This is a genomic window from Anaerovorax odorimutans DSM 5092 (assembly GCF_000426305.1).
GTDB classification, from domain to species: Bacteria; Bacillota; Clostridia; order Peptostreptococcales; family Anaerovoracaceae; genus Anaerovorax; species Anaerovorax odorimutans.
The window spans coordinates 235,609-249,393 of sequence record NZ_AUFC01000001.1 but is presented as its reverse complement, the minus strand read 5'-3'; the positions used below and the strand labels follow the sequence as shown (position 1 = coordinate 249,393).

Sequence of the window (13,785 nt, the reverse complement as noted above, 5' to 3'; positions counted from 1 at the left end):
TCTGCCTTAATTTTAATGTGTTAATTTCTTTTTTTATATATTTTTATCTTAAGATAACATTTGATCTATTATAAAAAATTTTATTTGCCACCAACTTTTTATATTGCTCATTATAAAAAGCAACGCCTAAAAATAAATCTTCATTTTTATCAGTTTTAAAATATATATTATATGCTTTTTTATATTCTTCTTTTAAATTAAAATTTAATGAATTTTTAAATTCAGGTTCTTGTATTATTTCAACTTCCGACATTTTCAAATGCCCTCCGTTAATAAACCATAAAGCTCTATCTTTGTTTACATAACTTCTGCCAAAATGAATAAGTGGATAATCTGAATTTAATATATATCTATTTAAAATTTCATGGGGTATTCTTGCATAAGAAATATATTTTCCCGTAACAGGATCTTTTATATCTTCTCCAATTCTATTCGATAATAATTCTTCTATGGTAATTGTATCTTCTATGGTAAATATTCCGCTAGCAGTCCTAATCAAACAGCTCATAGCTGCTTTACAGCCTAGCTTATTTCCAACCTCATGACAAATTGTCCTAACATAAGTACCTTTTGAACATTCTATATCAAAAGTTGCCCTACCTGATTTTGAATCAAAACGTATCAATTCTATATTTTTAATATGAATTTTTCTTGATTTCACAGTTACTGTCTGTCCTTTTCTAGCATATTCATAAAGTTTCTTCCCGTTTACTTTAACAGCTGAATAATTTGGCGGAATTTGCTCTACAATGCCACTAAATTCTTCTAAAACCTTTGTAATATCTTTTTTTGTTATACCAGAAAAAGAACTTGTATTTAAAATTTCTCCCCAAATATCTTGAGTGTCCGTCTCAATTCCAAGCTGCATTTCACATCTGTATTTTTTATAATCTAAATCTAAGTATTCTGTTATACGCGTAGCACTACCAATGCAAATAGGTAAAACTCCCACAGCCATAGGATCAAGTGTTCCTGTATGTCCTACTCTCTTAATACCTGAAATCCTTCTTACAAATTGTACTCCATCATGGGATGTCATACCTGCTGGTTTTAATAAATTAATAATTCCTTCTTTTATCATATCTTAAACTTACTTTTTATCAAGTTGTTCCTTAATTGCATCTTTGACCATATCAAGTGATTTAGAAAGCGGCGCAAAAATAGTACATCCTGCTGCTTTTTTATGCCCTCCTCCACCAAACTTTTTAGCAATAATTGAAACATCTCCATAGGTTTTAGCTCTGAACCCAACTTTAATTTTATTTTCTTCTTGTTCTTTTAAAAATGCTGATATCTCTACACCATTTATATTTCTTAATGTTTCAATAATACCTTCTGTTTCATCCATTGATGCAGCGGTTTTATTTAACATATCAAGTGTAACATAAGCAATATCAGCTTTTCCGTCACATATCATCTCAATAGTATTTAAAGCTTCATTTGTAATCAAAATCTTTTCATGCCTAATGTTTTGATAAAGTTCTACACTTACTTTTTCTAAATCTATTCCATAATCAAAAAGCTTTGCCACTATAAGATGAGTATTTTTTGTTGTATTTGTATATTGAAAATTTCCCGTATCTGTTGTAATTGCAGCATATAATGCTTCTGCAATTTCTTGATCCATATCAATTTTTAATTTTTTTAATAATTGATACATAATTTCGCCGGTTGACGAAGAATCTTCTTTTACATAATTTAACTGTGCAAAATAATCATTAGTAGTATGATGATCTACACAAATTGTAATTTCACCTTGAAAAAATTTATCCTTTCGCATACCTAATCTGCCAATATCGCTGCAATCTACAGCTACACATATATCTGGTTTTTCAATTATATTAAAATCATAGCTACAATAATCTTTATTTAAAAAAGCAAGGTAAGCAGGAATATTATCCTCAATGAGAATATAAGCCTGTTTACCAGCTTTTCTTAATTGTTTGCATAGGGCAACAGAAGAGCCTAAGGTATCTCCATCCATCAGAATATGCGTAAAAATTAAAATTTTTTCTGCTTCAATTAAAACATTTGCAATATTTTTCAAAGAATTATTCTTCATCTTCTTTTACCGTTTTTTCTATTCCAAGTTCATCAATTAATTTAGAAATATGTCTGCCATACTCTTGAGAAGTATCAAATTTAAATAATAAATCAGGTACATGTCTTAATTTAACTTTTTTACCAATTTCTTTTCTTATTAAACCCTTTGCACTTTTTAATGCATTTATTACATTATCTTTTTCCTCAGAACTAACTTCATCTTTAGCATTTAAACCTAAAGCAGTAATATACAAAGTTGCATAACTTCCATCTTCAGTAACGTCAACTGCAGATATGCTAACCATGCTCTTTGTAAGCCTTGGATCTTTTATTTCTCTGAGAAGTAAATCACTGGTTATTTTTCTTATTTCTTCACCAAGACGACCAGCTCTGTATCCTTTTCCCATCCCTTATTTCCTTTCAATTTCTTCCATTTTGAAGGCTTCTATTATATCTCCTTCTTTAATATCATTATAATTCTCAATGCCTATACCACATTCATACCCCTGTGCAACTTCCTTTGCATCATCTTTAAATCTCTTTAAGGATGAAATTTTACCTTCATGAATTACTATACCATCTCTGACAAGTCTAATTTCAGCATTTCTTTCTACTTTTCCTTCTAAAACATATGCTCCGGCAATTATACCTACACCCGGTACCTTAAATGTATTTCTAACTTCTATCTTACCCAGAACAACTTCTTTAAATTCAGGGTCAAGCATTCCTTTCATAGCAGCTTCAACTTCATTAATAGCATCGTAGATAACTCTGTATGTTCTGATTTCAATACCTTCTCTATCTGCCAGCGTAGAAATTGTCGTACTTGGCCTTACATTGAAAGCTATAATAATTGCATTTGCAGTAGATGCTAAAGTAACATCTGATTCAGTAACAGTTCCTACTCCTGTATGAATAATTTTTACTTTTACATTTTCATTTTTTAATTTTTCTAGTGATGCAGTTAAAGCACCAACAGACCCTTGAACATCACCTTTTATTATAAGATTAAGTTCTTTTATTTCACCTTCCTGAATTTGACTGAATAACTGTTCAAGAGTAGTGCTTGAATTTCTTGCCATAACATCTTCTCTTAATTTTATTCTTCTATTTTCAGCAATTTCTCTTGCTGCTTTATCTTCATGTACTGCATTAAAGGTATCTCCTGCCTGAGGTACTTCCGTAAGCCCTAGAATTTCTACCGCTGTAGCTGGACTTGCTTTTCTTATATTATCACCTTTAAAGTTTGTCATTGCTCTGATTCTTCCGCTGCATGTACCTGCTACGACACTCATTCCTGCCTGCAAGGTACCATTCAATACAAGTAATGTAGCTACAGGACCTTTTGATTTATCTAGCCTAGCTTCAATAACTGTTCCAAGAGCAAGCCTATTTGGATTTGCTTTTAATTCTAACATTTCTGCCTGTAGTAATACCATTTCAAGAAGAGTTACAATTCCTTCACCCGATTTTGCCGAAACCGGCACGCAAATTGTATCTCCACCCCATTCTTCAACGAGTACACCATGTTCTGATAAATCCTGTTTTACTCTATCTGGGTTAGCACCTGGCTTATCCATTTTATTAACTGCCACAATAATTGGAACACCTGCTGCTTTTGCATGGCTAATTGATTCTATAGTCTGAGGTTTGACACTATCATCTGCTGCAACTACAAGTATAGCGATATCTGTAACATGGGCACCTCTCGCTCTCATTGCCGTAAAGGCTTCATGTCCAGGGGTATCTAAAAATACAATTTTCTGCCCGTTTAAATTTATTTCAGAAGCTCCAATATGCTGAGTAATTCCACCGGATTCTGTGGATGTAACGTTTGTTTTTCTGATTGCATCAAGAAGTGAAGTTTTACCATGGTCAACGTGCCCCATTACAGTAATAATAGGCGGCCTTGGCTTTAAATCTGATTCCTTATCTTCAAAATTTTCAATACCCTCTTCAACAATTTTTTCTTCAACTTTATCAATTAAAATTGGAATACCTAAGCTCTCTCCTAAAATAACAGCTGTATCTTCATCAATACTTTGATTAATATTAGCCATTACACCTAATTTCATCAGTGTCATTATAATTTCAGAGTTTGATTTTCCCACCTGATCTGCAAATCCTGCCACAGTAATGGGAACACTGATAATCTTTGTGCCTGGTTCTAATTCTTCTAAGTTAATTTCAGGTTCAACAGGCTTTGTAACCTTTTGTTTTTTAGGTTTATTTTGACTTGATTTTTGTAAATTAAGAGTATTAGGTTTATGTTGTTTTTGGCTATTATCTTTATGCTGATTTTGAGTATTTGATTTATATTTATTTTGCGTATTTGAATTTTGCTTATTTTGTGTATTTGATCTATATTTATTTTGTGTATTTGAATTTTGCTGATTTTGAGTATTATGCTTTTGATTTCCTTGATCGCTCTGTATTTTTTGGTTTCTATTATTATTATCACTTTTTTTATTTTGAGCTGATTTATTTTCATAAGATTTTTTTTCACCAGACTTTTTTTCTTGGTTAATCTTTAATGTTTGGGTTTGATTTTTTTTATTAGTTTTCGTCGTATCTTGAATTACTTTTTTATCTTCTTTTTTATCCTCTTTTTTATCTTGGTTATTGTTATTTTCATTTAACTTTTTTGAAGCAACCTTAACAATCTTTGTTTCAGAACTACTCTTTCCGCGCGTAATAGTGTTTCTAACAGCAGTTGCATCTATATCTGAGAGTACACTCATGTGACTCTTTACAACAATCCCCATATTATTAATTTTTTGTATCAACTCTTTACTGCTAATATTCAATTCTTTTGCTAGCTCATGTACTTTCATATTGGACATAGGAACACCTTCCTTTCTTTTTTATTTATTCCTTATCTATCTCTTTTAATATTACTTCAGCAAATTTTGTATCTGTAATGCCAAAAATTCCACGTTCATTACTCCCCGTTATATTACTTAATTCTTGTGATTTTCCATAGATACGATAAATCACATTTTTATTCTTTGCCAAATTTATCATTTTTTTTATTGTATTGTTAGATAAATCTTGAGTAAGTATTAAAAGTTTAACTTTTCTTTTATTAATAGCGAATATGCATGTATTATATCCAGTAACTAGATTTCCGGATTTTTTTGCAAATCCTAAATAGCTATCAATTTTTTTCCTCATATTGTGAAAGCTCCTTAAATAAAAGATTTAACTGTTCTTCATTTAATTCTATATTTAAGCTTCTATTTATGGATTTTCTTTTTTTTGCTTTTTCAAAGCAATCCACACTCTTACAAAGATATACACCTCTGCCGTTAGCTTTTCCTGTTGCATCTAATTTTACTTCTCCATCATAGGTAACTATTCGAATTAATTCTCTTTTTGGTTTTGATTCCATGCAACCTACACATCTTCTCATTGGTATTTTTTTTGTTTTCATGAATATCCTAATTTACCTTCTTTTCTGCCAGTTGGCTAGTTTTATTCAATCTCAATTATTTCGTCATCATAATCAATGTCTGATGATGTTTCTTCTTCAGAAGTTTCTTCATCATACATTTCAAAATCTTCTGCTTCTTTCTCTTCATTTTCAGAAAAATATTGTGAATGACTTTTAATGTCTATCTTCCAACCACAAAGTTTTGCAGCAAGTCTCACATTCTGACCTTCTTTACCAATAGCTAATGATAATTGATAATCAGGCACTATAGCTATAGCAGATTTTTCTTCTCCTAATATAATTACTTTTTCAACTTTAGCAGGACTAAGAGCACTGCTTATAAGTTCCTCCGGATCTTCGCTCCAATTGATGATATCAATCTTTTCACCAAATAATTCATCTACTACCGCCTGAACTCTTGTGCCTCTTGTACCTACACATGCTCCTACAGCATCAACACTTTCATCAGAAGCATACACCGCCATCTTTGTTCTTGATCCTGCTTCTCTTGAAATACTTTTAATTTCAACAATACCATCTTGAATTTCCGGAACTTCAAGTTCAAATAATCTTTTTACCAAACCTGGATGAGATCTTGATAAATAAACTTGCGGGCCTTTAGTTGTCTTTTTTACATCCATAATAAATACTTTTATTCTACTGTTTATTAAATATTTTTCTCCCGGAACCTGCTCTGTAGCAGCTAATATTCCTTCTGTCTTACCCATATTGATAAACACAGTATCATTGCTTATTCTTTGAATTACACCTGTAATAATTTCACTTTGCTTATTTGAATAATCATCATAAATCATTCCTCGTTCTGCTTCTCTAATTCGCTGAACTACAACTTGTTTTGCAGTTTGTGCCGCAATTCTTCCAAAATCTCTAGGTGTCACTTGATACTCAACAACATCTCCAACTTCATATTTAGAATCAATTTCCCTTGCTTCTTCAATTGAAATTTCACAAAGATCATCTTCTACTTCATCAACAACATCTTTGCGCATAAAAACATCTATATCTCCAGTTGTTTTATCAATATTTACCCTTACATTTTGAGAAGTTCCATAATTTTTTTTGTATGCAGACACTAATGCAGATTCTATTGCTTCAATTAACAATTCCTTTGAAATTTCTTTTTCTTTTTCTAACTCTTCTACTGCCTTAATAAATTCTCTGTTCATTTTTTCTCTTTACGCCTCCTTAAAAAACAACAGTAAGTTTAGTTTTAACTGCTCTTTCTTTTGGTATTTCTATTCTATTTTCTTTATCATCTGTTATTACAATATTTCCATCAATAAGACCAATTAATCTGCCTGTAATGGTTTTTTTACCTTCTATTGCCTGATAGAGCAAAACATCAACCAGTTTACCTGCATATTTCTCATAATCTTTATCTTTTAAAAGTGCTCTGTCTATTCCAGGAGAGCATACTTCTAAATAGTAATTTTGTTCAATAGGATCAAGTTCATCCAATCGTGAGCTTAAAAATCTACTAACTTTTTCACAATCCTCTGTACCTATGCTTCTACTTCCATTACAACTTTCAGCCCTGTCAATATAAACTCGTAAGTACCAATCCTTAGCTTCTTTTACAAACTCTACATTATAGAGTTCCAAATCGTTCTCTTCTAAAAATTGTGAAATTTCATCAGCAATAATATCTTTAATTCTCTTTTTTCCCATTTTATCCCTTTCATTAATTTAGTAATTTAAAATCAAATTTTTCTATCCACACACGGGCAATTTAACATTTTATTCTTTTAGCAAATGTTTATTTGATTTTTGTAAACTGTCCATATACAATAGGAATATTTAAGATTTATTCTTGTTTAAACAAAATTCAAAGAGTGGGTTTTCCCACTCTTTGCTTTCGTACCATCTAATTCTTAAATATAATGTTAACACACATACGTTGGAATTGCAAGATGTTTTCAATTATTATTAGACTTAGTACATTAATATATACTACTTTCTATCAATTAAAACAAACTTAGCTGATCTGATTCAGGAAGACCTTTAAGTACTTTATGATTACTCAATGCTTCTATGGCTGTTTTATTAACTTTGGCTCTGTTTCTCATATCATCTACTGAAATAAAAGGCTTTTTATTAAATTCTTCAACAATAGCCTTTGCCGCACTTTCACCTACTCCTGCCAATGCTACAAATGGAAGAAGTACTTTCCCATCTAAAACTTGAAAATTAGTAGCATGAGATTTACCAAGCTGTACCTGCGCAAAGTTATAACCCCTTGCATACATCTCATATGCCACCTCTAGAACTGTAACTTCATCTTGTTCTTTTTTTGTAGCATTTTTACCCATTGCTTCAATTGCTACCATACGCTCCATTACTGCCTTTGGGCCATTAAGAATTATTTCTGCATTAAATTCACTAACCTTTGTTGTAAAATATACAGCATAAAATGGTGCAGGATAGTATACTTTATAATATGCAATCCTGTATGACATCATTACATAAGCTACAGCATGTGCCTTAGGGAACATATACTTAATCCTTCTGCACGATTCAATATACCACTCTGGTACATCGTTTTCTTCCATTAATTCAACATCCTCATCTGTCACACCTTTACCTTTTCTTACTTTTTCCATAATTTTAAAAGCAGATTTATTAGGTAAACCTTTGTGTATTAAATAGTTCATTATGTCATCTCTTGTAGATATGGCATCTGTTATAGTAGCAGAACCATTTCTAATAAATTCCTGCGCATTATTAATCCATACATCTGTTCCATGTGAAAATCCGGAAATTCTAACTAAATCTGCAAATTTAGTAGGAGTAGTATCGTCAAGCATCTGTCTTACAAATTTAGTACCGAATTCAGGAATACCATAGCTTCCATGTGTCCATTTATAATCAGTATCTTTTATATCTAAGCCTTCGATACCATTAAATATGCTGTTTACCTTCTCATCTCTAAGGGGCACATCTAAAGGATTAACCCCTGTCATATCTTGAAGTTGACGAATCATAGAGGGAACGTCATGCCCCAATATATCTAATTTCAATAAATTTTCGTCAATTGAATGATAATCAAAATGTGTAGTAATAATATCCGTCGAAGTATCATTTGCCGGATGCTGAACAGGACAAAATTCATATATTTCATGTCCTCTTGGAACAATAATAATTCCTCCAGGATGTTGCCCAGTAGTTCTTCTTACACCTGTACAACATTCAGCAAGTCTATCCACTTCAAACTTATTAGTAGGCTGCTGTCTATCTTCATAATACTTCATAACAAATCCATAGGCTGTTTTCCCTGCAATAGTTCCTATAGTTCCTGCACGATATACATTTTCTTTACCAAAAATTTCTTCTACATATTTATGCGCTACAGGTTGATATTCTCCTGCAAAATTAAGATCTATATCGGGCTCCTTATCACCTTCAAAACCCAAAAATACTTCAAATGGAATATTAAATCCATCACGTTTATATAAAGTTCCGCAATTTGGACAAACTTTATCAGGTAAATCGACACCACAATCATAGCTTCCGTCTAAAATAAATTCAGAATTCTTACAATTAGGACAAACATAATGCGGAGGCAGAGGATTTACTTCAGTAATACCACCCATAGTTGCTGCAAAAGATGAACCTACAGAACCTCTTGAGCCTACCAAGTAGCCATCTTCCAATGATTTCTGAACGAGCATTTCTGCTGAAACATACATAACAGCATATCCATTGTTAATAATTGAATTTAACTCTCGGTCAAGTCTGGCTTGTACGAGTTCAGGAAGTGGATTTCCGTAAATTCCCCAGGCAGTTTCCATGCAGCGGTTTCTCAGTCTTTCCTCTGCGCCATCTATTTTAGGAGGGAACTTTCCACTTGGCACAGGTTTAATATCTTCAATCATATCTGCAATTTTGTTAGTTGCATTAATAACAACTTCTTCAGCAAGTTCTTCGCCAAGGTAACTAAATTCTTTAAGCATTTCATCGGTAGTTCTAAAATAAAGCCCTTGTTCTCCGTCAATATCTTTGTATCCTTGTCCAGCCATGAGTATTTTCCTATAAAGTGCTTCCTCTAAATCTATGTAATGTGCATCACATGTAGCTACTACAGGTTTATTATATTCTTTACCCAAGGAAATAATCTTCCTGTTTATATTTTTTAATTCCTCTATATTTTCCACAGTTCCGTTATCTACGAGAAATTGATTATTTATTAAAGGTTGTATTTCAAGATAGTCATAATACTTTATTATGTCAACAATTTCATTTTCAGGTAACTTCTTGAGTATACTTTGATAAACTTCACCTGCTTCACAAGCAGAACCAATAATTAATCCTTCTCTATAATTTGATAAAATTGATTTTGGGATCCTTGGTCTTTTATAAAAGAATTCCAAATGAGATCTGGATACCAGCTTATATAAATTTTTTAAACCTTCCTGTGTTTGCGCTAAAATTATAACATGATATGTCTTTTTAGCTTTATAATCTATAACATCACCCTCTGAATCAGAGTCATCAAAGAGATAACCTTCTACTCCAAATATTATTTTTATATCTAATTTACCATATAGTGCAGCTTTTGCAGCTTCAGGAAAAGCCTGAACTACACCATGATCTGTAATAGCAACTGAGGGATGACCCCATGCTGCTGCGGTCTTTACAAGATCTTTTACTTCACTAAGCCCATCCATTGCACTCATCTTTGTATGTGCATGAAGTTCTACTCGCTTTTTTTCATATGTATCTTTACGATTTTCTTTTTCAATTTTTTCAATATCTTTTGCCATTATAATAAGAACATTCTCATAAGTATCCCATTCTGCATTACCTCGTATTTTTACATAATTGCTTAATTTTAAATTATTATCGATGTCATTCCATTTTTCTTCTGATGTAAAACATTTTATGCATAAAGAAGTTTTCTTATCTGTAATAAGCAAAGTAACAAGTCTTTTATTATTTTTTATAGTCCTTGAATCTTTTTTGAACAACATTCCTTCAACAGTTACCAGACCGCTATCAACAGTTACACTGGAAATTTCAATTGGATCATCGTAATTATTTTTGCCCATAATTCGATTACCAACAACAGGAGTTTCTTTTTCTCTTCGCTTCCATTGTCCCCCATTAGCTGGCTTATTACTACCATTTAGACTTTTAGAGGTGCTTCCTCCACCTAAAGAAGCTGCTGATTTTTGCATCTTAGAAGCCTCTAATAATTCTTTATCCATAGTCGCTTCTTGTTTTCTTGTAATATCCTCATATGTATCTGCATGATTTTCAAATTTAACTTTTGCTATAATTCCAAAGTTCTCTTTCAAAAGCTTTTCAAAAATCTTAGAAACTTTTGTATTTAGTACTTTAACTGCAACATCTCCCAGAGCTTTAATAATTAACATTTCATCTACATATTTAAATTCTTCTGTAAATATGGCTTTTGTAATAGGAGTAAGTTCTCCCTTTATTTCTTCAATCATATAAGGAATATATAATTTTATAATTTCAGAATCTGTTAAAATAACATCTTCATAAATAAACTGTAATTTAACATCCTTTAAATCCTTAAATTCACTGAGTATAAGCTGACATATTCTCTTCATGTCTTGATAAGGAATAATAAAATTAAGCCTAATATTCATAGAAAGGGCAGTCGTTTCTTTACAAACAACTGCCTTTTCAAGTGAAAAATTATAGAATTCTTTTGAATGCTTTCCTATTTTTGTCCAATTTATTGTATTTTCAATTAAAGCCTTCAATGCTTGCCTCCATATAATTATTTATTTCCTTCACTCTTTAATATATTGTTTCCGTTATCATCTTTCATAATTTCTGTAAGTGAAGTTGCAAGTCCTGCCAGACCCTGTATTTCTGATGGTATAATGATTTTAGTAGCTTTTCCATCTGCTGCTGCTGTGAATGCTTCCAAGCCTTTAATAGCAATAACTTGCTGGGTTGGATTGGATTCAACTATCATTTTAATACCGTCTGCAGTAGCCCTTTGTACTAATAGAATTGCTTCTGCTTCACCTTCAGCTGTTCTAATTTGAGATTCTTTTCTAGCTTCTGCCTGCAAAATTGCAGCTTGCTTTTCTCCCTCTGCTGTTAATACCGCAGCCTTTTTCTCTCCTTCGGCTCTTATAATAGCCTCTCTTCTTTCTCTTTCTGCTCTCATTTGTTTTTCCATAGCCTGCTGAATATCTTGAGGAGGTAAAATATTTTTTACTTCAACTCTATTAATTTTAATGCCCCAAGGATCAGTGGCCTCATCTAAAACAAGGCGTATCTTTGTATTTATTACTTCTCTGCTTGTAAGAGTTCCATCTAGTTCCAATTCACCAATAATATTTCTTAAAGTTGTTGCGGTAAGATTTTCAATTGCTGCCATTGGGTTTTCTACACCATAAGCATATAATTTAGGATCTGTAATTTGGAAATAAATAACTGTATCAATTTCCATAGTTACATTATCTTTTGTAATTACAGGCTGTGGAGGGAAGTCAATAACATGCTCCTTTAAAGATACTCTTTTTGCAATTTTATCTATTAGTGGAATTTTAAAATGAAGTCCTACTTGCCATGTTTGATGGTAGGCTCCTAATCTTTCTACAACATATGATTTTGCCTGAGGTACAATTTTAATGTTTGCTACCACCAAGTATATTAAAATAATAAGTAATATAATAACTGTAATAAAATCACTCATAACATTTCTCCCTTTTAATTAATCTCTTTTTAGTCATTTTCGGAAACAGGCTCAACAATAAGTTTTACACCTTGAATTTCAACTACTTTTACTTTTAATCCTTTTAAAAGTGTTAAGTCATTATTATTTGATACTGCTGACCATATTTGACCATTTAATTTAACTTGACCAACATTAAACGGCAAAATGTCATCCTTAACTATGCCAATCTGCCCAATAATATTTTCTACTATATTTTTTTCATGACCAATTTTTAATTTTCTTACTGCAAGAGGTCTGGTAAAATACAATAAAACTATAGATACTACTAAAAATATAATAATTTGTAACACCAATGAACCACCAAGCAAAGCAACAATACAAGCTGCTACTCCTCCTACAGTAAACCAAATGGTAGTAAGTCCTAAAGTAAAAGCCTCAATAACAGCAAAGACAACAGCAATTATAATCCAAGCTATAGGCTCTGAAATCACAAAATTCACTTTTTATCACTTCCTTTTAACGAATTATATTAATACTTTTTCTTGATTAATATACTTTATTAATTCCTTAACTATTTCTGTTTCATTTACAGTATCAATAACTTCTCCTTTTTTAAAGATTAGTCCTTTACCATTTCCGCAAGCAACACCAATATCTGCTTCTTTTGCTTCTCCTGGTCCATTAACTTCACAGCCCATAGCAGCAACAGTAATAGAATCCAAACCTTTTTCTTCTCTTTGTTTTTCAATAATCTTTAATTCTCGTTCTAATTCTGTTGTAATTTTAGATAGATTCACACGACATCTTCCACATGTGGGACATGATACTAAATTAATTGTTCCCTTACGTAAATTTAGTGCTTTTAAAATTTCCTTTGCAAAATATACTTCATTTACAGGATCTCCCGTTAAAGAAACTCTCATAGTATCTCCAATACCGGAAAGCAATAATGAACCTATTCCAATACATGATTTTATCTTTCCACCCCCTTCTGATGTTCCAGCTTCTGTAATCCCTATGTGCAGAGGATAAGATATTTTTGAGGAGATAAGCATATGAGCATCATAATTTAATTTTATGTCTGAAGCTTTCATTGAAACGATAATATCATGAAAACCCATTTCTTCAATTAAATTTACATTTCTAATTGTACTTTCAACTAATCCCTCGGCGGTAACACCTTTATATTTTTTTAAAATATCTTTTTCTAATGAACCTGAATTAACTCCTACTCTAATTGGTATTTGATATTCCTTTGCAACATCAACTACAGCCTTTATACGTTCTTTATCTCCAATATTTCCAGGATTAATACGTACCTTATCTGCACCGTTTTTAATTGCAGCAATTGCAAGTCTATAATCGAAGTGGATATCTGCTACAAGGGGAACTTCAATATTTTTTTTAATCTCTCTAAAAGCTTCCGCTGCCTGCATATCAGGTATAGCACAACGCACAATGTCACAACCTGCTTCAATTAGTCGTTTAATTTGACTAATTGTTTTTTTTACATCCCGTGTATCAGTATTTGTCATCGATTGAATTGAAATTGGAGCATCTCCACCGATTTCAATACCTCCGCATATTATTTTTTTACTTTTTCTCATCTCTATTCTTCTATTTTGCCACC

12 protein-coding genes are annotated in these 13,785 nt (G+C 31.8%); all 12 read right to left on the bottom strand.

The window, feature by feature from the left end; all coding sequences use genetic code 11:
* Positions 1–43: 43 nt before the first annotated feature.
* Entirely contained in the window at positions 44–1,081 is a 1,038-nt protein-coding gene (truB, locus tag K292_RS17585; protein ID WP_051280117.1) for a tRNA pseudouridine(55) synthase TruB, read from the bottom strand.
* A 9-nt stretch (positions 1,082–1,090) separates the two neighbouring features.
* On the bottom strand, positions 1,091–2,047 hold the full coding sequence (locus K292_RS0101250; protein ID WP_027398313.1) for a DHH family phosphoesterase: 957 nt from the start codon (positions 2,045–2,047) through the stop codon (positions 1,091–1,093).
* 4 nt (positions 2,048–2,051) lie between these two features.
* The gene (gene rbfA, locus K292_RS0101245; protein ID WP_027398312.1) at positions 2,052–2,450 is read right to left on the bottom strand and encodes a 30S ribosome-binding factor RbfA; all 399 of its coding nucleotides are present in this window, start codon (positions 2,448–2,450) and stop codon (positions 2,052–2,054) included.
* Between the two features lie 3 nt (positions 2,451–2,453).
* Positions 2,454–4,886: a translation initiation factor IF-2 gene (gene infB / locus K292_RS0101240; protein WP_027398311.1), complete on the bottom strand. Its 2,433-nt coding sequence runs from the start codon at positions 4,884–4,886 to the stop codon at positions 2,454–2,456.
* Positions 4,887–4,911: 25 nt separating this feature from the next.
* On the bottom strand, positions 4,912–5,217 hold the full coding sequence (locus K292_RS0101235; protein WP_027398310.1) for a L7Ae/L30e/S12e/Gadd45 family ribosomal protein: 306 nt from the start codon (positions 5,215–5,217) through the stop codon (positions 4,912–4,914).
* The gene (rnpM, locus tag K292_RS0101230) at positions 5,201–5,476 is read right to left on the bottom strand and encodes an RNase P modulator RnpM (RefSeq protein WP_027398309.1); all 276 of its coding nucleotides are present in this window, start codon (positions 5,474–5,476) and stop codon (positions 5,201–5,203) included. Before rnpM ends, K292_RS0101235 begins: the two co-directional genes overlap by 17 nt.
* Positions 5,477–5,517: 41 nt before the next feature.
* A complete protein-coding gene (gene nusA, locus K292_RS0101225; RefSeq protein ID WP_027398308.1) occupies positions 5,518–6,663 on the bottom strand; it encodes a transcription termination factor NusA in 1,146 nt (381 codons plus the stop codon).
* 19 nt (positions 6,664–6,682) lie between these two features.
* The gene (locus tag K292_RS0101220) at positions 6,683–7,165 is read right to left on the bottom strand and encodes a ribosome maturation factor RimP (protein ID WP_027398307.1); all 483 of its coding nucleotides are present in this window, start codon (positions 7,163–7,165) and stop codon (positions 6,683–6,685) included.
* A 296-nt stretch (positions 7,166–7,461) separates the two neighbouring features.
* Entirely contained in the window at positions 7,462–11,226 is a 3,765-nt protein-coding gene (locus K292_RS0101215) for a PolC-type DNA polymerase III (protein WP_027398306.1), read from the bottom strand.
* 17 nt (positions 11,227–11,243) lie between these two features.
* A complete protein-coding gene (locus K292_RS0101210) occupies positions 11,244–12,173 on the bottom strand; it encodes an SPFH domain-containing protein (RefSeq protein ID WP_027398305.1) in 930 nt (309 codons plus the stop codon).
* 29 nt (positions 12,174–12,202) lie between these two features.
* Positions 12,203–12,655, bottom strand: coding sequence for an NfeD family protein (locus tag K292_RS0101205; RefSeq protein WP_027398304.1), 453 nt, complete (start codon positions 12,653–12,655; stop codon positions 12,203–12,205).
* 24 nt (positions 12,656–12,679) lie between these two features.
* Positions 12,680–13,768 carry a flavodoxin-dependent (E)-4-hydroxy-3-methylbut-2-enyl-diphosphate synthase gene (ispG, locus tag K292_RS0101200; protein WP_281168520.1) on the bottom strand — a complete coding sequence of 363 codons (1,089 nt, stop codon included), beginning with the start codon at positions 13,766–13,768 and terminating at the stop codon, positions 12,680–12,682.
* Between the last annotated feature and the right edge of the window lie 17 nt (positions 13,769–13,785).